A 24,687-nucleotide genomic window follows, 5' to 3' on the forward strand; every position below is an offset into this window, starting at 1 on the left:
GAGGATATCGGCTAACAGAGGGCACCCTTATGGCACTCCCCCGCATTACCCAAAAAGAGATGACCGAGCGCGAACAGCGTGAACTGAAAACGCTGCTCGACCGCGCGCGCATTGCACATGGTCGTCTGCTGACCAACGCAGAGACCAACAGCATCAAGAAAGAGTACATCGATAAACTGATGGCCTTGCGCGAAGCAGAAGCAAAAAAAGCCCGCCAGTTGAAGAAAAAGCAGGCCTATAAACCGGATGCGGAAGCATCGTTTTCCTGGTCAGCAAATACGCCGACGCGCGGCAGACGTTAACGTCCCTTCTTCTTACGTCCCGGCGAAGTAAAACGCTTACCGTTTGCCGCCGGGCGCGATTTCTCTTTCTCCGCTGATTTTTCGATTTTCACCACCGGACGCTTAATGCCTGCGGTTTTTGGCTTCGCTTTCGCCTTCGGTTTGGCTTCTGAGGACGAGTTCTCAATCAGCTTGAACAGATCGATCAGTTCGTCATCTGTCAGGTCGCGCCATTCACCAAGCGGCAGACCAGACAAACCAACGTTCATGATACGCGTACGCTCAAGCTTGGTAACTTCATAGCCAAAGTGTTCGCACATACGACGGATCTGACGGTTAAGCCCCTGAATCAGCGTAATACGAAACACAAACGGCGCTTCTTTCTTCACCTTACATTTTTTGGTGACGGTACCGAGAATGGGCACACCGGCCCCCATCCCACGGATAAAGTCATCAGTGACCGGCTTATCGACCGTCACCAGATACTCTTTTTCGTGATCGTTACCGGCACGCAGGATTTTATTCACCAGGTCGCCGTGGTTGGTCAGAAAGATAAGTCCCTGAGAATCTTTGTCCAGACGACCAATTGGAAACACGCGCTTGCTGTGATTCACGAAATCAACAATGTTGTCGCGTTCGCTGTCTTCGGTGGTGCTGACAATCCCTACCGGCTTATTCAGCGCGATAAAAACCAGATCTTCCGCTTCACGCGGCTCAATCAACCGACCATTTACTTTTACGACGTCGCCAGGCATCACCTGATCGCCGATGGTGGCGCGTTTACCATTCAGGAAGACATTCCCTTGTTCGATAAAGCGATCCGCCTCGCGGCGCGAGCAGATTCCGCTTTCACTGATGTATTTATTTAATCGGATAGATGAGTCGGGCAGCATAGTTTCTCCTGTATACACTTCATCCTTCAAGCTGTCTCTGCGTTGGCTGCCCTCACTCACCCAGGTCACATAGCAATCTATGCTCCCGGGGATTCGCTCCCTTGCCGCCTTGATACAACTTGAATGACTTTGTGTATTAAAAGCGAAATATACCCTACCTTGCGGACGATAAAAAATAATCGTGTTCGACTGTCCACGCGCTATTTGTGATCCGTCACACCTTTTGACACAAAAGTGTCAGCGATCCATCCCTGCAATTTTGTTGAGTGAAAACAAGCAGAATCAATACATTAGAGAGGCATGCACATCTGTGCCGACAACGCGCCATCACCACATCAAATGTGCAACACAATCGGTCATTTCAGGGCGCTGAAATAAGTGAAAATAGCTTTGAGATGGAGAACAGATGGGGTTATATCAGATCAAGAAGGCAATTTCGTGATTTGCACAAATGTGCAGGAGTCCAAAAATGGCGACGGAAAACAGCGATGATATCCGCCTGATCGTAAAAATAGCGCAGCTGTATTACGAACAGGATATGACACAAGCGCAAATCGCCCGCGAGCTGGGTATTTATCGCACCACGATCAGCCGGTTACTAAAACGTGGACGCGAGCAGGGTATCGTCACCATCGCCATTAATTACGACTACAACGAAAATCTGTGGCTGGAACAGCAGCTAAAACAGAAATTTGGCCTGAAAGAGGCGGTCGTAGTCTCCTGCGATAGCGAGCAGGAAGATGAACAACTTAATATGATGGGCGTACATGGCGCACAGTTGCTGGAACGCTTACTGGAACCTGGGGACATTATCGGGTTCTCATGGGGCCGCGCGGTACGGGGACTGGTGGAAGGATTATCTCCTGCCAGCCAGTCGCGCCAGCTGATCTGTGTGCCGATTATCGGCGGACCATCCGGCAAGCTTGAAAGCCGCTACCACGTCAATACGCTGACCTACGGCGCTGCGGCAAAGCTCAAAGGGGAATCACACCTGGCAGATTTCCCGGCACTGCTGGAAAACCCGCTGATCCGTAACGGGATCATGCAGTCACGACATTTTAAATCGATTTCTGCGTACTGGGATAATCTGGACATCGCGCTGGTCGGGATTGGATCTCCGGCGATACGTGATGGCGCCAACTGGCACGCCTTTTACGGCAGTGAAGAGAGTGATGACCTGCATGCCCGCCAGGTCGCCGGAGACATTTGCTCGCGCTTTTACGATATCAACGGTGTAACCGTAGAGACCAATATGAGTGAAAAGACGCTCTCCATCGAAACCAATAAATTAAAACAGGCGCGTTACTCCATTGGCATTGCAATGGGTGAAGAAAAATACAGTGGGATATTAGGCGCATTACGTGGGAATTATATTAACTGTTTAGTCACCAACAGTCATACCGCTGAATTATTGTTGAAGTAAATAAATTCTAATTGGTCCTGCCATAATTAATTTTATGTGGGATCCCCTTATCTGAATCGGGAGTTTATTATGCAAACGTGGTTAAACTTGCAGGGCAAAGTCATTATTGTTACCGGTGGTGCATCCGGAATTGGTCTGGCGATTGTCGAAGAGTTATTAGCGCAAGGCGCTAATGTACAAATGGCAGATATTCATGGTGGAGAAGGTAAATACGATAGCCATGACGGGTATCATTTCTGGCCAACGGATATTTCCAGTGCCAAAGAGGTTAATCATACTGTCGCTGAAATTATCCAACGCTACGGACGTATTGATGGGCTGGTAAATAATGCTGGCGTTAATTTTCCGCGTCTGCTGGTCGATGAAAAAGCACCCGCCGGGCAATACGAACTCAACGAAGCTGCTTTCGAAAAAATGGTTAATATCAACCAGAAAGGTGTGTTCTTAATGTCGCAGGCAGCGGCACGCCAAATGATAAAACAGCGTAACGGCGTGATTGTGAATGTCTCTTCCGAAAGCGGACTGGAAGGTTCTGAAGGTCAAAGCTGTTACGCCGCGACCAAAGCCGCATTGAATAGTTTTACCCGTTCCTGGTCGAAAGAGTTGGGCAAACACGGCATCCGCGTGGTTGGTATTGCACCTGGCATTCTGGAAAAAACCGGACTGCGGACCCCCGAGTATGAAGAAGCGCTGGCCTGGACCCGCAACATCACCGTCGAACAGCTGCGCGAGGGCTACACCAAGAACGCGATCCCGATTGGTCGTTCAGGGCGCTTAAGCGAAGTTGCTGATTTTGTTTGTTATCTTTTATCTGAGCGCGCCAGTTACATCACCGGAGTAACCACTAACATTGCGGGCGGAAAAACGCGCGGCTAAGGAGGTTTTATGGTCAATGCAATCTTCTGTGCTCACGGCAAACTGGCCTGCGCCATGCTGGAATCGGTACAGATGGTCTACGGTGATGCCAACGTTGAAGCCGTGGCATTTGTCCCCGGAGAGAACGCCAGCGACATTGTGGAAAAGCTAAAAAAGTTAGTAAGTATTCACACTGGCGATGAATGGCTGATTGCCGTCGATTTACAGTGTGGCAGTCCCTGGAATGCTGCCGCGACGCTGGCGATGCACAATCCGGCGATACGGGTCATTAGCGGGTTATCACTGCCGTTGGCGCTGGAGCTTGTAGACAACCAAAGCAATATGAATGTGGATGAACTGTGCGAACACCTGGCGACCATTGCTCAACAAACCTGTGTCGTCTGGAAGCATCTGGAAACGGCCGAAGAGGATTTCTGATGAACATTACCCTTGCTCGTATTGATGACCGCCTGATCCACGGTCAGGTCACCACCGTCTGGTCGAAGGTGGCGAATGCCCAACGGATTATTATCTGTAATGACGACGTTTATAACGATGAAGTACGTCGCACATTATTACGTCAGGCTGCCCCACCGGGAATGAAAGTGAACGTCGTTAATATCGAAAAGGCGGTCGCGGTTTACCATAATCCGCAATACCAGAACGAAACCGTTTTTTATCTATTTACCCGCCCACAGGATGCATTAGCAATGGTAAAACAAGGCGTGAAAATCGCCACGTTAAATATTGGTGGCATGGCCTGGCGGCCTGGTAAAAAACAATTAACCAAAGCCGTTTCTTTAGATAACGACGATATTCATGCGTTTCGTGAGTTAGATAAACTGGGTGTTACGCTGGATTTACGCGTTGTCGCATCCGATCCATCTATTAATATTCTCGAAAAAATAGAAGAACAATCGTTCGCTGAATAAATAAAAATGCCTGTGTACTTATGCTTTAACAGGCAGGGATGATCACATTCACAAGGTGACATATTATGGAAATAAGTACCCTACAAATTATCGCCATATTCCTATTTTCCTGTATTGCCGGAATGGGCAGCGTGCTGGATGAGTTCCAGACCCACCGTCCGCTAATTGCTTGTACCGTTATCGGCCTAATCCTTGGTGATTTAAAAACCGGGATTATGCTCGGCGGCACGCTGGAGTTAATCGCTCTTGGCTGGATGAACGTCGGCGCAGCGCAGTCTCCCGATTCGGCGCTCGCCAGTATTATCTCCGCCATTCTGGTTATCGTCGGTCAGCAAAGCATTGCTACCGGTATCGCCATCGCCCTGCCAGTCGCGGCGGCAGGTCAGGTGCTGACGGTATTCGCCCGTACCATCACCGTGGTGTTCCAGCACGCGGCGGATAAAGCAGCCGAAGACGCCCGCTTTCGCACCATCGACATGCTGCACGTTTCCGCTCTCGGCGTACAGGCGCTGCGCGTTGCCATTCCTGCATTAATCGTCTCGCTGTTTGTCAGCGCCGATATGGTCAGCAATATGCTCAACGCCATTCCGGAATTCGTCACCCGCGGATTGCAGATTGCCGGTGGCTTTATTGTGGTGGTCGGCTACGCCATGGTGCTGCGCATGATGGGCGTGAAGTACCTGATGCCCTTCTTCTTCCTCGGGTTTATCGCTGGGGGTTATCTCGATTTGAGCCTGCTGGCTTTCGGTGGGGTTGGCGTGATTATCGCGCTGGTCTACATCCAGTTGAACCCACAGTGGCGTAAAGCCGAACCGCAGGCGCAACCCGCCTCTTCTCAAGCTCTCGATCAGCTTGATGACTAATGGAGCCAGCCATGGAACAGAAAAAACTGACCAAATCCGACCTGTTTAGCATGTTTGTTCGCTCCAACCTGCAACAGGCGTCATTTAACTTTGAACGCATTCATGGGCTGGGCTTTTGCTACGACATGATCCCTGCCATCAAGCGCCTGTATCCGCTGAAAGAGGACCAGGTTGCAGCACTCAAACGCCACCTGGTGTTTTTCAACACCACGCCTGCCGTGTGCGGCCCGGTGATTGGCGTGACCGCCGCGATGGAAGAAGCTCGCGCCAATGGTGCGGAAATTGACGACGGCGCCATCAACGGCATCAAAGTTGGGCTGATGGGCCCGCTGGCCGGTGTTGGCGACCCGTTGGTCTGGGGAACATTGCGCCCGATTACCGCCGCGCTCGGCGCATCGCTAGCGCTGTCCGGAAACATTCTCGGTCCACTATTGTTCTTCTTTATTTTCAATGCAGTACGTCTTGCCATGAAGTGGTACGGCTTACAGCTTGGCTTTCGTAAAGGGGTCAATATCGTCAGCGACATGGGCGGCAACCTGCTGCAGAAACTGACCGAAGGCGCATCGATTCTCGGCCTGTTTGTCATGGGGGTATTGGTCACCAAATGGACCAGCATCAACGTGCCGCTGGTGGTATCGCAAACGCCTGGCGCAGACGGCACCACCGTCACCATGACCGTGCAGAACATTCTCGACCAACTCTGCCCCGGCCTGCTGGCGCTGGGTCTGACGCTGCTGATGGTGCGTCTGCTCAACAGGAAAATTAATCCGGTATGGCTGATCTTCGCCCTGTTTGCGCTGGGAATTATCGGTAACGCGCTGGGCTTCCTGTCCTGATTTTTTCGCCCCGGCGATGCCGGGGCTACTTCAACAAATAGTCCTCGAAAGAGGAAGAGGTGGTAACAATGCAAACAACAACAGCTTTACGCCTTTATGGTAAACGCGATCTGCGCCTGGAAACCTTCGATCTTCCTGAAATGCAGGACGATGAAATTCTGGCCTCAGTCGTAACCGACAGCCTGTGCCTTTCTTCCTGGAAAGAGGCTAACCAGGGCGAGAACCACAAAAAGGTGCCGGACGATGTGGCTACAAACCCGATCATCATCGGTCACGAGTTTTGCGGCGATATTATTGCCGTAGGCAAAAAATGGCAGCATAAGTTTCAGCCCGGCCAGCGCTATGTCATTCAGGCTAACCTGCAACTGCCGGATCGCCCGGACTGCCCCGGCTACTCCTTCCCGTGGGTAGGCGGTGAAGCCACGCACGTCATCATTCCTGATGAAGTCATGGAGCAGGACTGCCTGTTAGCCTACGAAGGTGAAACCTATTTTGAAGGCTCGCTGGTTGAGCCGCTGTCCTGCGTGATTGGCGCATTCAACGCCAACTATCACCTACAGGAAGGCACTTATAACCATAAGATGGGCATTCGTCCGCAGGGGCGCACGTTAATCCTCGGCGGTACCGGGCCAATGGGACTACTGGCGATCGACTATGCACTGCATGGACCGGTTAACCCGGCGCTGCTGGTGGTGACCGACACCAATAACGACAAGTTGAACTACGCCCGCAAGCACTATCCATCAGAACCACAAACGTTGATCCATTATCTCCACGCCCAGGATGCGGGTTATGACACCTTGATGGCGCTGAGCGGCGGACACGGGTTTGATGACATCTTTGTTTTTGTGCCCAACGAACAGCTGGTTACGCTGGCCTCTTCTTTGCTGGCTGCTGATGGTTGCATGAACTTCTTTGCCGGTCCGCAGGATAAGCAGTTTAGCGCGCCGATTAACTTCTACGACGTGCACTATGCCTTCACCCATTATGTTGGGACATCTGGCGGCAATACCGACGACATGCGCACGGCGGTAAAACTGATCGAAGAGAAGAAAGTTCAGGCGGCAAAAGTGGTGACACACATTCTGGGATTGAATGCGGCAGGTGAAACAACGCTGGAACTGCCGCAAGTCGGTGGGGGTAAAAAACTGGTTTACACCGGAAAAGCATTGCCGTTAACTGCGCTCACCCAGATTGACGATCCGGCCTTGCGCGATATCCTGGAGCGTCATCAGGGGATCTGGTCGCAGGAAGCCGAACAGTACATATTGTCTCACGCCGAGGAAATTTAACATGATTAACCGCGACACCCAGTTGTGCATGTCGCTTGCCGGTCGCCCCGGCAACTTTGGCACACGCTTTCATAACTATCTGTATGAAAAATTAGGGTTAAATTTTATCTACAAAGCCTTTACTACGCAGGATATTGAGGCCGCAGTGAAAGGCGTTCGCGCACTCGGGATTCGCGGTTGTGCGGTCTCTATGCCGTTTAAAGAGAGTTGCATGCCGTTTCTGGATGCCATCGATCCTTCCGCAAAAGTCATTGATTCCGTCAACACCATCGTCAATGACAACGGTACGCTGACAGGATTTAACACCGACTACATTGCGGTAAAAAGCCTGATTACCAGCCACCAGCTTGATAACCACGCACGCGTCATGATCCGCGGCAGCGGTGGAATGGGTAAAGCGGTCATTGCTGCATTTCGCGATGCCGGTTTTCGCGATGTGATCGTCGCCGCCCGTAACCGGGAGAGCGGTCCGGCGCTGGCAAAACAGTACGGTTTCCAGTGGCAACCGCAGCCGGAAGGGATTACCTGCGATATTCTGGTCAACGTGACGCCAGTCGGCATGGCTGGCGGTAAAGAGAGCGATGAACAGGCCTACAGCGAAGCAATGGTCGCTGCCGCCAGCGTGGTGTTTGACGTCGTCGCCCTGCCGCCGGAAACACCGGTAATCAAACTGGCACAGCAATTAGGTAAAAAGACCATCAGCGGTGCAGAGGTGATTGCCTTACAGGCCGTAGAGCAGTTCGCCATGTACACCGGCGTACGCCCGGATGACGCGCTAATCGCCGAAGCGGCAGAATTTGCGCGGGCGGGGTAACGAAGCAGGAACAGAGCGCCAGGGATGGGCGCTCTGTCTATTTTAGGTACTATGCAACAGCGAACAGTTGCTGGTCAGCTTTCGCTTCTAACTGCACCAGTGCGGGAATCAACTGGCTGATGTTGACCAGACTGTGTCCTAACTGGCATATGCTCTCATACGCAAAATGTTCCTGACCTTCACCCGCCATGGTCAGCAGGCTTTCGCCCATAAAATTCAGCGTCTGGTACAACCCCGCCAGCGCCTCTTCACAGCCAAACGATAGCGCCAGATTTTCTTCAGTAGTGAGATGGCTACAATCAAGATGGCGGAACGCCTCGGCGAGTGAGAAATAAAGTAGATCGGCCTGTGAAATGAGAGAATAGCGGACATTAAAATGGGGATAAAACGTAGTTAGTCATGCCATCAGCAGGTAATATGACGATACGCAAAAAGTACGCCATCAATTGCTAAATCATCGCGTCTAAGAAGGTTTGGGAGAGTTCAATGTCTTCAGCGTTTCAGCATCGATTCATTCTGACTGGTGGCCCAGGGTCAGGCAAAAGCACGATAATTGATACGATTATAAAACGAGGGTTTTGGTGTTCTAAAGAAGCTGGAAGAGGTGTGATCCAAGACCAGGTTAACATCGGCGGCGATGCTTTACCGTGGGCCAACCAGACTGCATTTGCAGAGCTGATGCTATCCTGGGAAATGCGTTCGTGGCATGAAGCGGAAGGGCATACACAACCCTGCTTCTTTGATCGTGGTGTTCCTGATGTTGTAGGTTATTTATGTCTTTCTGAACTTACCATACCGAGGCATCTGGAAAACGCCATCGAGAAATTTCGCTATAACCGAATCGTATTTATTGCACCACCCTGGCGTGAAATATATGTACAGGACACAGAGCGCAAACAATCTTTCGATGTTGCCATCGCGACATATCACGCAATGGTAAAAACATACCGTATGTATGACTATCAGTTGATTGAATTACCATGTGTTTCTGTAGAAGAGCGAGTGGATTTTATTCTTTCCAGGATAAAACCCTGCTAAGACGGCAACTACGTGTAGTGGTGAATCACCATGCATGAATCTGTCATATTCTAGTGGACATATAGCTTCCGCTCCTGGCACAAAGCCCTCCCAATCCCCTATCATCGATTCTCGTATCAACCGCAGCATCCTGAAAAACTACGTATTATTGCGAGACACTTTCCTGTTTCCTCCAGCAAGCATTTCCCCTTACTCCCCATTTTTTTACTCTCTAGTCTCAACTTGTCAATTCATAATGTAGTTTATAAAATACATGGAACGTCATCATGGAAATTCTTCAGACAATGGTTTTCCGGCGTTGGGAGCAAAACCTACGGGACAGGAGAGCTAAAACGCTCATTGCCACACGCCTTTTTCGTCTGGCTAATGGTTTAGCTGGTGATGTTAAACCTGTTGGGGAAGGCGTCAGCGAAATGCGCATTTCTTACGGTCCTGGCTACAGGATTTACTTTAAACAGCAAGGTTGCCGCATCATCATTTTGTTATGTGGGGGCGATAAAAGCTCACAAGCCAACGATATTACTCTTGCAAAAATGCTCGCCCGTACACTGGATTCACAGGAGATCTTCTGCCATGAATAAACTTACTCACTACGATCCCGCGACTGCGCTGGTTGATGATGAAGAAATTGCCGTGTTTATGGCCGATGCCCTCGAAACAGGCGATGCAGCATACATTGCAAAAGCACTGGGCGTGGTAGCTCGCGCTAAGGGAATGGCGAACATTGCGGCAGAAACGGGATTATCCCGCGAGCAGCTTTATCGCTCTTTTAGTGAGAAAGGTAACCCGACGCTGAAAACCACCCTTGCAGTGATGAAGGTACTCGGCATTGAATTGACACTTAAAAAATAGCCTCAGCTTCTATCTCCCCCTTCCAACATCGTGAGCCATATCAGTAAGACGTTAGCCTGATAGTGGTAGCATTAGCGCGGTTTGTAATTTTCTGATTACATGGAGAAATGATGGAACTGCTTTTATTGAGTAACTCGACGCTGCCGGGCAAAGGCTGGATGGAACATGCGCTGCCGCTGATTGCTGAACAACTGAATGGTCGCCGTACGGCGGTGTTTATTCCGTTCGCTGGCGTGACGCAAACCTGGGATGAGTACACAGCGAAAACGGCAGCCATCTTTGCGCCAATGGGTGTCAACGTTACGGGTATTCATACCGTTGCCGATCCGATTGCCGCTATTGAAAACGCAGAGCTGGTGATTGTCGGCGGGGGTAATACCTTCCAGTTACTGAAAGAAAGCCGCGAACGCGGACTGCTGGCGCCGATTGTGGATGTCGTCAAACGCGGTGCGCTGTACATCGGCTGGAGCGCAGGTTCCAACCTTGCCTGCCAGACCATCCGCACTACCAACGACATGCCGATTGTCGATCCAAAAGGTTTTGATGCGCTGGGTCTGTTCCCGCTGCAGATTAACCCACACTTCACCAACGCGCTGCCGGAAGGCCATAAAGGCGAAACGCGTGAACAGCGTATCCGCGAGCTGCTGGTTGTGGCACCGGAGCTGACGGTGATTGGCCTGCCGGAAGGGAACTGGATTAAGGTAAGTAACGGTCAATCCGTGCTCGGCGGCCCGAACACCACGTATATCTTTAAAGCGGGTGAAGAAGCGGTTGCCGTTGAAGCAGGCCACTGCTTTTAGTTGATTTGTTGTCTGATGCCGGATGGCGGCTTCGCTTTATCCGGGCTACAACTGTAGGCCTGATAAGCGCAGCGCCATCAGGCAGTTCAGCGCACATTGCCGGATGCGGCTTCGCCTTATCCGGCCTACCGGACTGCGCCATCGGGCAATATTTCACCTGTCCTCATTAGTAATCATCCCGCTCATCGTCTTCATCCGGCTGTTCCAGCACGCTGTAAGCCACGGAACAAAACAGCGAGTTCAGACGCTGCATATCGCCCAACAGCGCCAGGTGCAAGGAGCTGGTCTCGATGCTCTGCACGTTCTGCTGATGCAGACGGTCAACGTGCGCATGCGAATAACGACGATTGAGAATACGGAAGCGGTGCTTGCTGCGACGCAGACGACGGGCACTGGTCACATCTCCCGAGAAGAACACTGACATCGCCAGCTGCAGATTGCTGAGCAACTGATCGTAGAGCGCATCCAGTTCTTTCAGCCCTTCGACAGAGAATGCCCGGCGGGCGGCCAGCGACTTATCGGCTATCTCGCTGCCCATACGTTCGACAATATCGGAAGCCTGCTCAAGGTTGAGCGACATTTCGATAATCTCCGCCCAACGGCGCGATTCCTCTTCCGCCAGCTCATCCTTTGGCATCCGCGCCAGATAGAGCTTAATTGCCGTGTACAGCACGTTAATGTCGTCCGCCATCCTGCGCAGCTCTTTCTCTTCACGTGGTTCGCCGTGCATTACTTTCTTCAGCCCGTCCATCATCTGCTCCATCGCGTCGCCGATACGCAGGGCTTCACGGGCGGCATTGGCCAGCGCGAGCGTCGGCGTATCCAGCGCGCTGACGTCCAGATGTTTGGGTTTCAGATGTGCATCCAGCTCCGGCTCATCGCGGATGATGCGCTTACAAAAACGCGCCATCGGTTCGGCGAACGGCACCATCGCCACACAGCGCACCAGGTTGTAGAAGACGTGGAAGTAGATAACCAGTTCAGATTTCGGCAGCGGCAGTTCATCCATCAGATTGGCCAGCGGATGAACAAACGGCAGGATAATCAGACTGCCCACCAGCTTAAACAGCAGGCTGCCGAGCGCCACGCGACGGGCAGCAGCATTCGCAGCACTGTTGTTGAGCATCGCCAACAGGCCGGAGCCGAGGTTGGCACCAATCACCAGACACAACGCCACCGGGAACGAGATAATGCCTGCCGCGGTCAGCGTGGCCGTCAGCAGCACCGCCGCCAGACTGGAGTAACTGATAATCGCAAACATAGCGCCAATCAGCGCATCCAGCATAATATCGCCGGTCAACGAGGCGAAAATAACCTGTACGCCGTTAGCCTGAGTTATCGGCGTGACCGCCTGCACAATCAGCTCCAGCGCAAGTAAAATCAACCCCAGCCCGATGCCAACCCGCCCCAGTTGCCCCACGCGGGACTGCTTACGCCCGAGAAAGAAGATCACGCCGATGAAAATCAGCAGTGGGGATAGCCATGAGAGATCGAAGGTCAGGATACGCGCCATCAGCGCGGTCCCCACGTCGGCACCCAGCACAATGACCAGCGCCGGGGTAAGCGCCACGAGATCTTGGGCGACAAACGAGGTCACCAGCATGGTGGTGGCGTTGCTGCTTTGCACCAGCGCCGTCACGCCGATACCCGCACAAAAGGCGAGCGGCTTCTTTTCAACACTACGGCTAAGGACGGTACGCAAGCGGGCGCCAAAGACGCGCATCACGCCGGTACGCACAATATGCGTACCCCAAACCAGCATCGCGACGGCAGAAAGCAGGTGTAACAGAGTTAACACGGAATCAGGTTCTCCTTATTTTTATGGTTTTTTGAGGCTCATTTGCCTGATGGCGCTGCGCTTATCAGGCCTACAAATCATCCCTATGTAGGCCGGATAAGGCGTTTACACCGCCATCCGGCAACGGCCCCCTTTCAGTATAAGGGTTTAAACGTAATAAAGAGACAGGGCACTCATTGAGCGCCCTGTTTGTTGTAAAGAAAGATGACAGTTTTGTGAATCAGTCGGCGTCGTAGCCGAGATTCGGCGCTAACCAGCGCTCCACTTCCGCCACGCTCATCCCTTTACGGAAGGCATAATCTTCAACCTGATCGCGCTGGATTTGCGCCACGGCGTAATACTTGCTGTCCGGATGACTGAAATACCAGCCGGAAACCGACGCGCCTGGCCACATGGCGAAGGATTCGGTGAGCTTCATCCCGGTGTGCGCTTCCACATCCAGCAGTTCCCAGATGGTGGCCTTTTCAGTGTGTTCCGGGCACGCCGGATAGCCCGGCGCCGGGCGAATCCCCTGGTAGTTTTCGCGGATAAGCTCCTCGTTACTGAGGTTCTCATTCGCCGCATAGCCCCAGTAAACTTTACGCACGCGCTCATGCAGATACTCCGCGAATGCTTCCGCCAGACGGTCAGCGATCGCTTTCACCATGATCTTGTTGTAGTCGTCATGCTGGGCTTCGAAGGCATCCGCCAGCGCATCTTCCTCCAGACCGCCGGTAACCGCGAAAGCACCGATGTAATCCGCTTTGCCGCTCAGTTTCGGCGCGACAAAGTCAGACAGGCAATAGTTGGCGAAACCGACTTTTTCCGTCTGCTGGCGCAGGTGATGACTCACGTTGATGACGTGCGTACGCGTCTCGTCACGGTAAATCTCGATGTCGTCACCCACGCGGTTGGCCGGGAATAACCCCACCACGCCGCGCGGATTCAGGGTCTTCTCGGTGCTGAGTTTATCCAGCATGTCGTTAGCGTCTTTGAACAGGCGCTTCGCCTCTTCTCCTACTACCTCATCTTCGAGAATGCGCGGGTATTTCCCGGCCAGCGACCAGGTCATAAAGAACGGCGTCCAGTCGATGTAATTGCGCAGAGTTTCGATGCTGGCTTCCACTTCCTGCACGCCCAGACGGTGCGCCACCGGCGGGGTGTAGTTTTCCCAGTCGAAGGCCAGATCGTTGTCGCGGGCAGCCTGTAACGTTACTGGCGGGGTACGCGGTTTCTTACGCGCATGCTGGATACGCACGGTTTCGTACTCTTTACGCGTACGGGCGACAAAGTCATCACGCTGGGTGTCAGAGAGCAGCGCAGCCACCACGCCAACGGTACGCGAGGCGTTCTGCACGTACACCGTCGGGCCGCTGTAGTTCTGCTCGATTTTCACCGCCGTGTGCGCTTTTGAGGTGGTCGCGCCGCCAATCAGCAGCGGAATAGTGAATCCCTGACGCTCCATCTCTTTCGCCACGTTGACCATTTCGTCCAGCGATGGGGTAATCAGCCCGGAAAGGCCAATCAGATCGGCATTCACTTCACGCGCCGTTCTGAGGATTTTCTCCGCGGGCACCATCACGCCAAGATCGACGATTTCGTAGTTGTTACATTGCAGCACCACGCCGACAATGTTTTTGCCGATATCGTGCACATCGCCCTTCACGGTCGCGATGACCATTTTGCCGTTGCTGGAGCCTTTCTCTTTGCTGGCCTCAATGTACGGTTCGAGGTACGCCACCGCCTGCTTCATCACGCGGGCGGATTTCACTACCTGCGGCAGGAACATTTTTCCTTCGCCGAACAGATCGCCAACGACGTTCATGCCGTCCATCAGCGGTCCTTCAATAACTTCGATCGGACGCGCAGCCTGCTGGCGCGCTTCCTCGGTATCCAGCTCAATAAACTCGGTAATGCCTTTCACCAGCGAGTATTCGAGGCGCTTTTTCACCTCCCAGGTGCGCCATTCCGCCATCTGGGCATTCGCCGTGTCGTCGGTTTTACTGCCGCGATATTTCTCTGCCAGCTCCAGCAGTCGTTCGGTGCCATCGTCACGACGGTTGAGGATCACATCTTCAACCGCATCGCGTAGCTCGGCGGGCAGGTCGTCGTAAATTGCCAGCTGTCCGGCGTTGACGATCCCCATGTCCATGCCGTTGCGAATGGCGTAGTAGAGGAATACCGCGTGAATGGCTTCACGTACCGGGTCGTTGCCACGGAACGAGAATGAAACGTTAGAAACGCCGCCGGAGATCAGTGCGTGCGGCAGTTCGCGTTTGATGTCTTCACACGCACCGATAAAGTCCTGCGCGTAGTTGTTGTGCTCATCAATACCGGTCGCGACAGCAAAGATGTTCGGGTCGAAGATGATATCTTCCGGCGGGAAGCCCACCTCTTCGGTAAGAATTTTGTACGCCCGACGGCAGATTTCGATTTTACGTGCGCGGGTGTCGGCCTGCCCTTGCTCGTCAAAGGCCATCACCACCACCGCGGCACCGTAGCGACGCAGCAGCTTCGCGTGATGGATAAAGGTCTCAACCCCCTCTTTCATCGAGATGGAGTTAACGATGCCTTTACCCTGAATGCACTTCAGCCCTTTCTCGATAACGTCCCATTTCGAGGAGTCGATCATAATCGGCACGCGGGCGATATCCGGCTCACCGGCGATCAGGTTGAGAAAACGCACCATTGCCGCTTCGGCGTCGAGCATCCCCTCATCCATGTTGATATCGATGATCTGCGCGCCGCTTTCCACCTGCTGACGGGCGACGTCCAGCGCTTCGCTGTATTTCTCTTCTTTGATCAGGCGTTTAAACTTCGCCGAACCGGTGACGTTGGTACGCTCGCCAACGTTCACAAACAGGCTGTCGTCGCCGATGTTCAGCGGCTCAAGGCCGGAAAGGCGGCAGGCAACCGGGATTTCCGGCAAGCGGCGCGGCGGTAAGCCATCCACTGCGCGGCTCATGGCGGCGATATGTTCCGGCGTGGTGCCGCAGCAGCCGCCGACGATATTCAGGAAACCGGCCTCAGCCCACTCGCGAATCTGCGCCGCCATTGTGTCGGCGTCGAGATCGTATTCACCAAAGGCGTTCGGCAGACCGGCGTTCGGGTGCGCGGTGACGTAGCATTCAGCAATGCGCGACAGTTCCTGCACGTACTGACGCAATTCGTCCGGACCTAAGGCACAGTTCAGACCGAAGGTCAGCGCATCGGCGTGGCGCAGGGAGTTGTAGAATGCTTCGGTAGTCTGGCCGGAGAGCGTACGCCCGGAAGCATCGGTGATGGTGCCGGAGAGCATAATCGGCAGCTCAACGCCCAGCGCTTCAAATTCGGTTTTAACCGCGAAAATAGCGGCTTTGGCGTTCAGAGTATCGAAGACGGTTTCAATCAGGATCAGGTCACTGCCGCCTTCCACCAGCGCTTTGGTGGATTCACGGTAGGCGGCCACCAGCTGATCAAAGGTAATGTTGCGGTAAGCCGGGTCGTTAACATCAGGCGAGATAGACGCCGTACGGTTCGTTGGGCCGAGCACGCCCGCGACGTAGCGCGGTTTTTCCGGCGTGCGCGCCGTCCATTCGTCAGCCGCCGCACGCGCCAGTTTGGCTGCCGCAAAGTTGATTTCCGCCGACAGGGATTCCATCTGGTAATCCGCCATGGCGATAGTCGTCGAGTTAAAGGTGTTGGTTTCGATGATATCCGCGCCCGCCTCAAAGTAGGCGTTATGGATGGCGGCGATGACCTCCGGTTTGCTGAGCACCAACAAGTCGTTGTTACCTTTCAGATCGCACGGCCAGTCGGCAAAGCGTTCGCCGCGGAAATCCTCTTCGCTCAGACGATATCCCTGGATCATGGTGCCCATACCGCCGTCCAGCACCAGAATACGTTCATTTAACTGCTGACGTAATTGTTCTACTTTGCTGCTCACACTCGCTCCCGACAACGCTCAACCAGACCGAAAAAAACTCAACAGGTCATACTGGCACAAACCTGAGAGGCGGAAAAGAGAACAACGGCCAACATGAGACATGTTCAGCTTCACTCATCCGATCAGTACAGGAATTCTTGCATTATAATTGAATAAAACGAAAATGATTTCCACGATACAGAAAAGGAGTCTGCCATGGTAGCCACTGTCCCCGCGAAACGCGGTAGAAAACCCGCCGCCGCTACTGCGCCTGCAACCGGGCAGGTTCAGTCTCTGACCCGCGGTCTGAAGCTGCTGGAGTGGATTGCGGAATCCAACGGCAGCGTGGCGTTGACCGAGCTGGCGCAGCAGGCTGGCCTGCCAAACTCCACGACTCACCGTTTGCTGACCACCATGCAGCAGCAGGGTTTTGTCCGTCAGGTGGGTGAATTAGGCCACTGGGCCGTAGGTGCGCATGCGTTCATCGTCGGCAGCAGCTTTTTGCAAAGCCGTAATCTGCTGGCGATTGTCCATCCGATCCTGCGCAAGCTGATGGAAGATTCCGGTGAGACGGTAAACCTGGCCGTGCTGGATCAAAGCGATCATCAGGCCATTATTATCGACCAGGTGCAGTGCACCCAACTGATGCGCATGTCCGCGCCTATCGGCGGCAAGCTGCCGATGCACGCCTCCGGTGCGGGTAAGGCGTTTTTATCCCAACTGAGCGAAGAACAAGTGACTGGCCTGCTGCACCGTAAAGGCCTGCATGCTTATACACACGCCACGCTGGTGTCGCCAGTGCATCTGAAAGAGGATTTGGCCCAGACGCGCAAGCGCGGCTATTCCTTTGATGATGAGGAACATGCGCTGGGTCTGCGCTGCGTGGCGTCGTGCATTTATGACGAGCACCGCGAGCCGTTCGCTGCGATTTCCATTTCCGGACCCATTTCGCGTATTACCGACGATCGCGTGACCGAGTTTGGCGCCATGGCGATCAAAGCGGCGAAAGAAGTGACTCTGGCATACGGCGGATTTCGCTAGGATGGGGTTGCCGGGTGGCGGCTACGCCTTACCCGGCCTGCTATCTAAGGTTAGGGCAGATTTGTAGGCCTGATAAGCGTAGCGCATCAGGCACGGCGCACATTGCCGGATGGCGGCGCAAGTACCTTATCCGGCCTACGGTCGGTTTCATAACGCACGCTGAACCGCTGCCGACGTCGGTAGGCGTAAACATCTTCCACGTGACCGTTTTTGATGCGCGTCTGTAGGCCGCGCCAGTAGTCAGCGCTGAACAGGTCAGCGTGCATCTCTTCAAATAGCGGCCCTATACGCGGGTCGGCACATAGCCAGTGACGAAATTCTTCCGGGAAGACATCTCCCGGCGATACGCTGTACCACGGCTCAGCGCTCATCTCATCTTCCGGGTAGCGTGGCGGCGGGATATGGCGGAAATTCACCTCCGTCATGTAGCAGATTTCATCGTAATCGTAGAACACCACACGCCCGTGACGGGTCACGCCGAAGTTCTTAAACAGCATATCGCCGGGGAAAATATTGGCGGCGGCCAGCTGACGAATGGCGTTGCCGTACTCTTCAATGGCATCGCGCAGTTGCTGACCTTCGACCTGCTCCAGCCAGATATTCAGCGGCACCATCCGTCGTTCAATATACAGATGGCGAATGACGATCTGATCGCCGAGATCGGTAATTTTTTCCGGGGCTTCCTGTAATAACAGCGCCATCAACGCCGGATCGATTTGCCGTTTCTCCAGCACAAAATTCTCGAATTCCTGGGTGTCAGCCATCCGCCCAACACGATCGTGTTCTTTAACCAGTTGATAGCAGGCGCGGACGTGGGCGGCAGACATCTCTTTTTGCGGGGCAAATTTGTCTTTGATGATTTTAAACACCCGGTCAAAACCCGGCAGCGTAAACACCAACATCACCATGCCGCGGATCCCTGGCGCTTCAATAAATTGCTCATCGCAATGGGCAAGATAGAGCAGATATTCGCGGTAACTTTCGGTCTTCGCGTGTTTCTGACAGCCAATCGCCATGTACAGTTCGGCGGTGGTTTTACCGGGCAGGATCTCGCGCAGCCACTCCACCAGCGCCGCGGGCAAAGGGGCGTAAACCATAAAATAGGAGCGGGCGAAGCCAAACACAATGCTCGCCTCCGCCGTCGTGGTCAGACAGGTATCGACAAACAATTCGCCTTCATCAGTCCGGTGGATTGGCAGTAAAAACGGTAGCGTCCCCGAAGGAGTAATCAGCTTACCGACCAGCCAGGCGGCCTTGTTGCGATAAAACAGTTCGTTCGCCACCTGTAAATGGCAGCCCGACAACACATCCGCTCCCAGGGTTTCGGTCAGGTGTTCGATGATGTAGTGGATATCACGATGTTTGTTCTGCCACGGCAGACGCAGGGGCAGATCGCTAAGGACGCGCGTCAGCAGCCACTCCCAGCCGGTATCCGGAAAAAAGTCTTTCGCCAGCGGACGTGGGATCGTGCGAAAACGGCGCTCTGGCTGAGAACTGAAAATAAACAGCCGCTCGGGAGTCAGCGAGCGGTGGTCAAATAACCGACAGTAAACGGAGTTAAAGAAACTCTCCGCAATCTCGAAGCGCGGGTAATCCGGCAGTAGCCGGGTGTAATGCTCTTTCACGCGAAGTAAAAAATCCGCGTCGGTACTTTTGCCGTCAGTAATGCAGCGCAACTGCTCCACCACCAGACCCACGTGATGATCGTAAAGGTGAATACGGCTTTTCATCGCCTGCTGAACCGCATGCCAGTCGGCATGTTCAAAACGCTGCTGCGCGCCGGAGGTGACTTCCAGAAAACGCCCGTACTGGGCGTCGAAACCTTGCAAGATAGTCTGAGCAATCAGTAATTCCAGGCCACGCGTCATCAATGTCTCCCATCCGGCACAACGTCATGCCGGATGGCGCGTTCGCTTATCCGGCCTACATCCCTTCGTAGGCCCGGTAAGCGCAGCGCCACCGGGCATTAATCAAAACTGCGATTCTTCGGTCGAGCCGGTCAGCGCGGTCACCGAGGAAGCTCCGCCCTGAATGATGGTGGTGACTTTGTCGAAGTAACCTGTGCCCACTTCCTGCTGATGGGAGACGAAGGTGTAACCGTCTTTAGCTGCCGCAAATTCTGGCTGCTGAACCTTCTCAACATAGTGGCGCATGCCTTCACCCTGCGCATAGGAGTGCGCGAGGTCGAACATGTTAAACCACATGCTGTGGATACCCGCCAGGGTAATGAACTGGTATTTGTAACCCATATCCGACAATTGCTGCTGGAAGCTGGCGATGGTTTTGTCATCCAGGTTTTTCTGCCAGTTAAACGACGGCGAACAGTTGTAAGCCAGCAGTTTGCCAGGGTATTTCGCGTGGATCGCATCGGCAAAGCGCTTCGCCAGCTCAAGGTCCGGCGTGGAGGTTTCACACCACACCAGATCCGCATACGGTGCGTAGGCCAGACCACGGCTGATCGCCTGCTCAATACCCGCATGCGTACGGTAGAACCCTTCGCTGGTACGTTCGCCAGTGATGAACTCGCTGTCGTATGGGTCGCAATCAGACGTAATCAGATCGGCTGCGTCAGCATCGGTGCGTGCAATCACCAGCGTCGGCACACCCATGACGTCGGCTGCCAGACGGGCGGCCACCAGTTTCTGGATAGCTTCCTGCGTCGGAACCAGCACTTTGCCGCCCATGTGACCACATTTTTTCACCGATGCGAGCTGATCTTCGAAGTGAACGGCCGCTGCACCAGCCTCAATCATCGATTTCATCAGTTCAAACGCGTTCAGTACGCCGCCAAACCCTGCTTCCGCATCGGCAACGATCGGCAGGAAGTAATCGACATAGCGAGGATCGTTCGGCTCAATACCGGTTGACCATTGGATCTGATCGGCGCGACGGAATGTGTTGTTGATCCGATCAACCACCGCCGGGACGGAGTTCGCCGGATACAGCGATTGGTCCGGGTACATGCTGGATGCCAGGTTGGCATCTGCCGCCACCTGCCAGCCTGAAAGGTAGACCGCTTCAATACCGGCTTTCGCCTGCTGCAGCGCCTGACCGCCGGTCAGCGCGCCGAGGCTGTTGATATAACCTTTCTTCGATTCGCCGTGCAGCAGACGCCACATTTTCGCCGCGCCAAGCTGCGCCAGCGTGCATTCCGGGTTGACCGAGCCACGTAATTTCACCACTTCCTCCGCGCTATATGGACGGGTGATGCCTTCCCAGCGCGGTTGAGTCCATTCTTTCTGTAATTCTTCGATTTGTTGAGTACGGGTTTTCATGTGCAGATGCTCCATATTGTTATGTGGTGGATTACGCCAGCAGGCGGTAGCCTGGCAGGGTCAAGAAATCGATCAGTTCATCAGAGGTAGTGATTTGCTCCATCAGGCGCGCGGCATCGTCAAAACGCCCGCTGCTGTAGCGGTGTTCGCCCAGCTCGTCCTGAATCACCAGCATCTCTTCGGCCAGCATCTGACGGAACAGCGGTTTGGTAACCGGCTTGCCGTTGCTGAGCGTCTTCTCGTGGTGGATCCACTGCCAGATGGAGGTACGGGAGATTTCGGCGGTGGCCGCGTCTTCCATCAGACCGTAAATCGGTACGCAGCCGTTACCGGAGATCCACGCTTCGATGTACTGCACCGCGACACGGATATTGGCGCGCATGCCTTCTTCGGTACGCTCACCTTCACAAGGTGCCAGCAGTTGCTCTGCGGTAATCGGGGCATCTTCTTCACGGGTCACGAACAGCTGATTTTTGTTTTCACCGAGTACGTCGTTGAACACCGCCATGGCGGTATCTGCCAGTCCCGGATGGGCAATCCATGTGCCGTCATGACCGTTATTTGCTTCCAGTGCTTTGTCCGCTTTTACCTTGGTCAGAACCTGGTTGTTACGTTCCGCATCTTTGCTGGGAATGAACGCTGCCATGCCGCCCATCGCGAATGCGCCACGTTTATGACAGGTTTTAATCAGCAGACGCGAATAGGCGCTGAGGAATGGTTTATCCATCGTCACCACCTGACGGTCCGGCAGCACGCGATCCGGGTGGTTCTTCAGCGTTTTGATATAGCTAAAAATGTAGTCCCAACGACCGCAGTTCAGACCCACAATGTGGTCACGCAGGGCGTGCAGAATTTCGTCCATCTGGAAGACGGCAGGCAGCGTTTCAATCAGCAGGGTCGCTTTAATGGTGCCGCGCGGCAGGTTAAAGCGGTCCTCTGCATAGCTGAACACTTCGCTCCACCATGCCGCTTCTTGCCAGGCCTGCGTTTTTGGCAGATAGAAATAAGGGCCGCTGCCTTTCGCCAGCAACGTTTTGTAGTTGTGGAAGAAATAGAGGGCAAAGTCGAACAGGCTGCCCGGGATAGATTCGCCACGCCAGGTGACGTGTTTTTCCGGCAGATGCAGACCACGAACGCGACATACCAACAGAGCCGGATTAGGCTTGAGCTGATAAATTTTACCCGCTTCGTTGGTGTAGCTAATGGTGCCATTGACCGCATCGCGCAGGTTGATCTGCCCGTCGATAACTTTGCTCCACTCAGGAGCCAGTGAATCTTCGAAGTCAGCCATAAAGACTTTGACGTTCGCGTTCAGCGCGTTGATGACCATCTTGCGCTCAACGGGTCCGGTGATCTCTACGCGGCGATCCAGTAAATCATCAGGAATTCCGCGAATTTTCCAGTTACCTTCACGAATGGAAGCTGTTTCCGAAATAAAATCAGGCAACTTACCGTCATCAATATCCTGCTGCTGCTGGATACGTGCAGCCAGAAGTTTATTCCGCTTTGGCGTAAATCTTGTCACCAGTTCAGTCAGAAACTCCACTGCTTCAGCGGTCAGAATTTGCTGTTCCTGTTCGCCACGCGGCCTGGTGAAGACCAGTTCATCGGTTGTCGTTGCCTGTTGATTCATTGCGTAGTTCCTCGTCATTGATCCAAACACATCCCCAATGCGAACGAAGGATCGTTGTGCGCTTTTCGTTCAGCACAACTAAGACTACTCATTTAAATTTCAAAATCAAAAACAATTTCCATTTTTAATTTAATTATCAATTAACCTATTGATAACAATATAAATAAAATTTAATTACACGATGAGGTGCGTTTCGGAAATAAAAAAGGCACCCGAAGGTGCCTGATTCAATATGCTGAAACGCTTAAGGATCGTCTGCTACAGAAGATTAATCCAGCGTTGGATTCATGTGACGCAGATCATATGGCGTGATCTGGTAGACGTAATAGTTGAGCCAGTTGGTAAACAACAAATTACCGTGGCTACGCCAGGTTGCCCGCGGTTTGTTTTGCGGGTCATCTTTCGGGAAATAGTTATAGGGTACTTCCGGCGATAAGCCCGCTTCGACGTCACGAAAATATTCGCTGCCGAGTGTATGGTCGTCATACTCAGGATGACCCGTCACGAAGGCGATACGTTTATCTTTGCTGGCAAACAGGTAAGCATCTCCCTCTTCGGTTTCAGCAAAAATCTCGAGATCGGTGTAGTCGCGGATAAGCGCTGCAGGGAAATCAGCATAGCGCGAATGCGGGGCCAGGAACGCATCATCGAATCCACGCGTCAGTAGCGCATGAGGGTGCAGAATATGGTGCTCATAGACGCCTGAGAGTTTATCCATGCGGGTTTGCTTAGGAATTCCGTACAGGATATTCAACGCGGCCTGCACCGCCCAACAGACAAATAACGTCGAGGTAACGTGATCTTTGGCCCATTCAAGCACTTGCTTAATCTGCGGCCAGTAAGCCACATCATTAAATTCAACCAGGCCCAACGGTGCGCCGGTCACGATCAATCCGTCAAAGTTCTGATCGCAGATATCCTCGAAATTACAGTAGAAGTTATTCAGATGCTCCGTTGGGGTGTTGCGTGACTCGCGGGCATCGATGCGCAATAGCTGAACATCTACCTGCAGCGGTGAGTTAGACAGTAAGCGCAGGAACTGGTTTTCCGTTTCAATCTTCTTGGGCATCAGGTTAAGGATGAGCACCTTCAGTGGACGAATTTCCTGACCGGAAGCGCGGGATGTCGTCATCACGAAGACGTTTTCCTCACGCAAAAAATTGACGGCGGGTAGCTCGTCCTGCACGCGAATTGGCATAACCTGATAACCTCACAACATACGTTTAAACGTTTAGACATCCAGATAGCTGAAGATACCCAGGAATCATGCGAATGTCGAGCCTGCATCCTCAAGTTGAGAAAGTTTCACGGCTCCTTGCTGTAGAATAGTGCAGTAAAGAAAAAAAGGAGAATGCTATGAACCTTACCATTCGTCGTTCGCGTCAGGACGAAGGAGATAAGTTAGTTTCTATTTGGTGTCGCTCAGTAGATGCCACGCACCATTTCCTCTCTGCGGATTATCGGATTGAGCTGGAGGAGCTGGTACGTTCATTTTTACCAGAAGCCCCTCTGTGGGTTGCAGTGACAGAACAGGATGAGCCCGTCGCTTTTATGCTCCTGACCGACCAGCATATTGATGCTTTGTTTGTCGATCCGGATGTGCGTGGTAGTGGTGTTGGTAAACTGCTGATTGAACATGCTTTATCAATGAGTTCAACGCTAACAACCAACGTTAACGAGCAGAATGAGCAGGCGGTTGGATTCTATAAGAAGATGGGATTTAGCGTGACGGGACGTACAGAGGTGGACGATCTCGGACGACCGTACCCGTTACTCAACCTCGTACGCGGGTAGCAGGACTAGCTTTTGTAGGCCGGATAAGGCGATACGCCGCATCCGGCAGTATGCAGACGTGTTGCCTGATGCGCTGCGCTTATCAGGCCTACAAAATACATTCAGCCCGGCCCCTGCAGGCCGGATAAGGCGGCACGCCGCATCCGGCGGTTTTCATTCCGCACAGACGCAAAAAAGCCCATCCGTCAGGATGGGCTTTTTCACTAAATTAATGCCTGGCAGTTTATGGCGGGCGTCCTGCCCGCCACCCTCCGGGCCGTTGCTGCGCAACGTTCAAATCCGCTCCCGGCGGATTTGTCCTGGGCAGGAGAGCGCTCACCGACAGACAACAGATAAAACAAAAGGCCCAGTCTTTCGACTGAGCCTTTCGCTTTTATTTGATGC

At 53.3% G+C, this 24,687-nt stretch carries 23 protein-coding genes; 15 read left to right on the forward strand and 8 right to left on the reverse strand.

The annotated features are described in order from the left end of the window. The first annotated feature begins 29 nt into the window (after positions 1–29). Entirely contained in the window at positions 30–302 is a 273-nt protein-coding gene (locus OGX90_RS06710; RefSeq protein WP_003826541.1) for a YjbD family protein, read from the forward strand. Here OGX90_RS06710 and rluF read toward each other — a convergent pair. Further along, positions 299–1,174 carry a 23S rRNA pseudouridine(2604) synthase RluF gene (rluF, locus tag OGX90_RS06715; protein WP_008786901.1) on the reverse strand — a complete coding sequence of 292 codons (876 nt, stop codon included), beginning with the start codon at positions 1,172–1,174 and terminating at the stop codon, positions 299–301. The two genes, OGX90_RS06710 and rluF, sit on opposite strands and share 4 nt — an antisense overlap. Before the next feature lie 469 nt (positions 1,175–1,643). Here rluF and OGX90_RS06720 point away from each other — a divergent pair, with 469 nt between their 5' ends. From OGX90_RS06720 to OGX90_RS06755, 8 genes are all read left to right on the forward strand, one after another. After that, positions 1,644–2,597, forward strand: a complete 954-nt coding sequence (locus OGX90_RS06720) for a sugar-binding transcriptional regulator (RefSeq protein WP_032942077.1) — start codon at positions 1,644–1,646, stop codon at positions 2,595–2,597. Between the two features lie 69 nt (positions 2,598–2,666). Continuing rightward, positions 2,667–3,473: an SDR family oxidoreductase gene (locus tag OGX90_RS06725; RefSeq protein ID WP_032942076.1), complete on the forward strand. Its 807-nt coding sequence runs from the start codon at positions 2,667–2,669 to the stop codon at positions 3,471–3,473. A 9-nt stretch (positions 3,474–3,482) separates the two neighbouring features. Further along, positions 3,483–3,890 carry a mannose/fructose/sorbose PTS transporter subunit IIA gene (locus tag OGX90_RS06730; RefSeq protein ID WP_286623388.1) on the forward strand — a complete coding sequence of 136 codons (408 nt, stop codon included), beginning with the start codon at positions 3,483–3,485 and terminating at the stop codon, positions 3,888–3,890. Next, positions 3,890–4,384: a PTS sugar transporter subunit IIB gene (locus OGX90_RS06735; protein WP_048236368.1), complete on the forward strand. Its 495-nt coding sequence runs from the start codon at positions 3,890–3,892 to the stop codon at positions 4,382–4,384. The genes OGX90_RS06730 and OGX90_RS06735 overlap by 1 nt, the downstream gene beginning before the upstream one ends. A gap of 65 nt (positions 4,385–4,449) precedes the next feature. Next, on the forward strand, positions 4,450–5,247 hold the full coding sequence (locus tag OGX90_RS06740; RefSeq protein ID WP_003826527.1) for a PTS mannose/fructose/sorbose transporter subunit IIC: 798 nt from the start codon (positions 4,450–4,452) through the stop codon (positions 5,245–5,247). 11 nt (positions 5,248–5,258) lie between these two features. After that, the gene (locus OGX90_RS06745) at positions 5,259–6,083 is read left to right on the forward strand and encodes a PTS system mannose/fructose/sorbose family transporter subunit IID (protein WP_048215145.1); all 825 of its coding nucleotides are present in this window, start codon (positions 5,259–5,261) and stop codon (positions 6,081–6,083) included. Positions 6,084–6,151: 68 nt separating this feature from the next. Next, complete coding sequence (gene sorE / locus OGX90_RS06750) at positions 6,152–7,375, forward strand: L-sorbose 1-phosphate reductase (protein ID WP_048215146.1); 1,224 nt, start codon at positions 6,152–6,154, stop codon at positions 7,373–7,375. A 1-nt stretch (position 7,376) separates the two neighbouring features. Next, entirely contained in the window at positions 7,377–8,189 is an 813-nt protein-coding gene (locus OGX90_RS06755; protein ID WP_286623391.1) for a shikimate 5-dehydrogenase, read from the forward strand. A gap of 49 nt (positions 8,190–8,238) precedes the next feature. Here the strand turns inward: OGX90_RS06755 and OGX90_RS06760 are convergent, their stop codons facing one another. After that, a complete protein-coding gene (locus OGX90_RS06760) occupies positions 8,239–8,400 on the reverse strand; it encodes a hypothetical protein (RefSeq protein WP_233097552.1) in 162 nt (53 codons plus the stop codon). A gap of 275 nt (positions 8,401–8,675) precedes the next feature. On the opposite strand from OGX90_RS06760, the gene OGX90_RS06765 reads away from it, so the two are divergent. The 4 genes from OGX90_RS06765 to pepE all read left to right on the forward strand — a co-directional run bounded on the left by OGX90_RS06765 (position 8,676) and on the right by pepE (position 10,879). After that, positions 8,676–9,227, forward strand: coding sequence for an AAA family ATPase (locus tag OGX90_RS06765; RefSeq protein ID WP_060683077.1), 552 nt, complete (start codon positions 8,676–8,678; stop codon positions 9,225–9,227). 263 nt (positions 9,228–9,490) lie between these two features. Further along, entirely contained in the window at positions 9,491–9,808 is a 318-nt protein-coding gene (locus tag OGX90_RS06770) for a type II toxin-antitoxin system RelE/ParE family toxin (protein WP_032942059.1), read from the forward strand. Further along, entirely contained in the window at positions 9,801–10,079 is a 279-nt protein-coding gene (locus OGX90_RS06775; RefSeq protein WP_032942057.1) for an addiction module antidote protein, read from the forward strand. The genes OGX90_RS06770 and OGX90_RS06775 overlap by 8 nt, the downstream gene beginning before the upstream one ends. Before the next feature lie 110 nt (positions 10,080–10,189). Continuing rightward, positions 10,190–10,879: a dipeptidase PepE gene (pepE, locus tag OGX90_RS06780; protein WP_032942056.1), complete on the forward strand. Its 690-nt coding sequence runs from the start codon at positions 10,190–10,192 to the stop codon at positions 10,877–10,879. 166 nt (positions 10,880–11,045) lie between these two features. Here the strand turns inward: pepE and OGX90_RS06785 are convergent, their stop codons facing one another. Together OGX90_RS06785 and metH are read right to left on the reverse strand one after the other, a co-directional pair. After that, entirely contained in the window at positions 11,046–12,677 is a 1,632-nt protein-coding gene (locus OGX90_RS06785; RefSeq protein ID WP_003031618.1) for a Na/Pi cotransporter family protein, read from the reverse strand. A gap of 220 nt (positions 12,678–12,897) precedes the next feature. After that, on the reverse strand, positions 12,898–16,581 hold the full coding sequence (gene metH, locus OGX90_RS06790; protein WP_258893354.1) for a methionine synthase: 3,684 nt from the start codon (positions 16,579–16,581) through the stop codon (positions 12,898–12,900). Between the two features lie 195 nt (positions 16,582–16,776). Here metH and iclR point away from each other — a divergent pair, with 195 nt between their 5' ends. Further along, positions 16,777–17,601 carry a glyoxylate bypass operon transcriptional repressor IclR gene (gene iclR, locus OGX90_RS06795; protein ID WP_003826510.1) on the forward strand — a complete coding sequence of 275 codons (825 nt, stop codon included), beginning with the start codon at positions 16,777–16,779 and terminating at the stop codon, positions 17,599–17,601. An 86-nt stretch (positions 17,602–17,687) separates the two neighbouring features. On the opposite strand, the gene aceK is transcribed toward iclR, so the two are convergent. The 4 genes from aceK to metA all read right to left on the reverse strand — a co-directional run bounded on the left by aceK (position 17,688) and on the right by metA (position 23,707). Next, complete coding sequence (gene aceK / locus OGX90_RS06800) at positions 17,688–19,469, reverse strand: bifunctional isocitrate dehydrogenase kinase/phosphatase (protein ID WP_008786886.1); 1,782 nt, start codon at positions 19,467–19,469, stop codon at positions 17,688–17,690. A gap of 102 nt (positions 19,470–19,571) precedes the next feature. Beyond that, positions 19,572–20,876: an isocitrate lyase gene (aceA, locus tag OGX90_RS06805; RefSeq protein ID WP_003826506.1), complete on the reverse strand. Its 1,305-nt coding sequence runs from the start codon at positions 20,874–20,876 to the stop codon at positions 19,572–19,574. Positions 20,877–20,907: 31 nt separating this feature from the next. Then, a complete protein-coding gene (gene aceB, locus OGX90_RS06810) occupies positions 20,908–22,509 on the reverse strand; it encodes a malate synthase A (RefSeq protein WP_032942053.1) in 1,602 nt (533 codons plus the stop codon). Between the two features lie 268 nt (positions 22,510–22,777). Further along, positions 22,778–23,707: a homoserine O-acetyltransferase MetA gene (metA, locus tag OGX90_RS06815; RefSeq protein ID WP_234691918.1), complete on the reverse strand. Its 930-nt coding sequence runs from the start codon at positions 23,705–23,707 to the stop codon at positions 22,778–22,780. A gap of 158 nt (positions 23,708–23,865) precedes the next feature. Between metA and OGX90_RS06820 the strand changes: the two genes are divergently transcribed. Further along, positions 23,866–24,303, forward strand: a complete 438-nt coding sequence (locus tag OGX90_RS06820) for an acetyltransferase (RefSeq protein ID WP_003826501.1) — start codon at positions 23,866–23,868, stop codon at positions 24,301–24,303. The last annotated feature ends 384 nt before the right edge of the window (positions 24,304–24,687 follow it).

The sequence above is a fragment of the Citrobacter sp. Cpo012 genome (genome assembly GCF_030333015.1).
GTDB lineage: Bacteria > Pseudomonadota > Gammaproteobacteria > Enterobacterales > Enterobacteriaceae > Citrobacter > Citrobacter portucalensis.